This is a genomic window from Armatimonas sp., from assembly GCF_043760365.1.
Lineage (GTDB): Bacteria > Armatimonadota > Armatimonadia > Armatimonadales > Armatimonadaceae > Armatimonas.
Genome location: NZ_JAYUPA010000545.1, coordinates 1 through 1,578, shown reverse-complemented (window position 1 = coordinate 1,578; position 1,578 = coordinate 1). Strand labels below are relative to the sequence as shown.

1 protein-coding gene and 2 pseudogenes are annotated in these 1,578 nt (G+C 58.4%); 1 reads left to right on the top strand and 2 read right to left on the bottom strand.

Annotated elements, in window-relative coordinates:
• Positions 1–191: pseudogene (locus ACH2EH_RS12565) on the top strand (epimerase); the annotation flags it as partial.
• 129 nt (positions 192–320) lie between these two features.
• Here the strand turns inward: ACH2EH_RS12565 and ACH2EH_RS12560 are convergent.
• Both ACH2EH_RS12560 and ACH2EH_RS12555 read right to left on the bottom strand, forming a co-directional pair.
• Positions 321–1,376 (bottom strand): substrate-binding domain-containing protein, encoded by a 1,056-nt coding sequence (locus ACH2EH_RS12560; protein WP_395142148.1) that lies wholly within the window; start codon positions 1,374–1,376, stop codon positions 321–323.
• Between the two features lie 6 nt (positions 1,377–1,382).
• Positions 1,383–1,578, bottom strand: a pseudogene (locus ACH2EH_RS12555) (hypothetical protein); the annotation flags it as partial.

Here is a 1,578-nt window from a genome sequence, read left to right as displayed (position 1 = left end):
CCGACGGCGGCGCGACCCGCACCCAGCGCGCCAACCTGGCGGGCCTCACCTACCGGACCGCGCTTGAAACCGTCCGCGACACACTGGTCTGGGACGCGCAACGCCCGCAGGAGAACGCCTGGAAAAACACCCTCAAGCCCGAAAAAGAGGCCGCCGTGCTGGCCGCGTGGCGGGCGAGACCGCTCCCATGAACGGGAGCGTCTTATTGTCCTCGTTCCTCGGACACAAAGGGTGCAAGCACCCATGGGCGCAGGCGCCCTTCGTGTCGGCGAAGCCGTCAATAAGACGCCCTGGTTCATCGGGGCGAATCCTTAGATCTCTTAAAAGTCGAACTGGGCGACGTTCTCTTTGGTGAAGATCGTGGGGGGGCCGACGGTGATCTTGTTCAGATCCTCGACCACCCGCTCGCCCATTTCGCCCACTTTGACTTTCTGCCCCTTCTCCGCCTTCAGCTCGCCTTTTGCCAGAGCGAGGCAGACATACGCCGTGACCTTTCCCATGTCCACGGGGCTCCAGAGCATGATCTCAGGTGTGACACCTCCCTCAATAAAGCTCCGCATCTGCTTGGGCAGACCGAGTCCAAAGATCCGCACGCCGCCGTTCTTAGCATTGGCCCCGCCCGGGTAGACACCGCGCTGCTGCGCGACCTTCGCTGCCGCCGAGACACCTACTGTGGTTGGCGCGATCACGCCCTTGAGGTTCGGGAACTTGGTGAGCAGGCCCTCCATCTCGGTAGCGCTCTTCTCGGGCTTATCGTCGCCAAAGACCGTCGCGACCAGTGGCATCTTGGCGTACTTAGGGTCTTTCCACGCCGCGTTCATCTGCTCCACCCAGAGCTTCTGGTTGGGTGAGTCGCTGGTGGCCGAGAGAATCGCGACCTCGCCGGTGTAGTTGATCCCCTTGCCAAGCTGCTCTAAAATAGCCCCGCCGAACTTGGAGAAGTCGGTCGCAAAAACCCCAATATCACGGTGGCTCTCGTTGCCCGTGAGATCGGCGTCCACGGTAACCACTTTGACGCCCTTGGCCCGAATCTCATCAAGCGTATTGTTCAGCGCATCCACGGAGTTTGCCGCCAGACAGATCACATTCGCCCCAGCCTGCACTTCGTCTTTGATGTACTGAATCTGATTGGTCGCCTCCGCTGCTGCTGGGCCGGTCATCTTGTACTCCGCGCCCTCGGCCTCGCAGACGGCCTTCATGCCCTTGTCAATCGCATCAAAGTACGGATTGCCGACATTCTTAGGAATAAAGACCACCTTGATCTTTTTCGTCCCACCGCCTGCCGTATTCGTTGTCTTAGCTTCTTCAGGCTTACAGCCCGTTGTCAGCGCCAGTGCCACCAGCGGCACAAAAGAGAGTAGTGTTCTTCTGTTCATAGCAGCTTATTCGTGATGTTTCGTTACAGTTCCTGCCATAGGACGAACCATAAATAAGAGAATCCCCAAGATGTTTTCAATACGATCTAAGTAGTAGTAGCCATCTTCCATGACCACACTCTGCCCGGAGAGCTGTAGAAAGCTCCAGGCATCGCCCGTAGTGACAGCACCATAGATTACAGTGCGTGGTGTTCCCGCACGC

Coding starts and splice junctions, on each gene's coding strand:
- ACH2EH_RS12560 (WP_395142148.1), bottom strand. CDS start 1,376: ATGAACAGAAGAACACTACTCTCTTTTGTGCCGCTGGTGGCACTGGCG.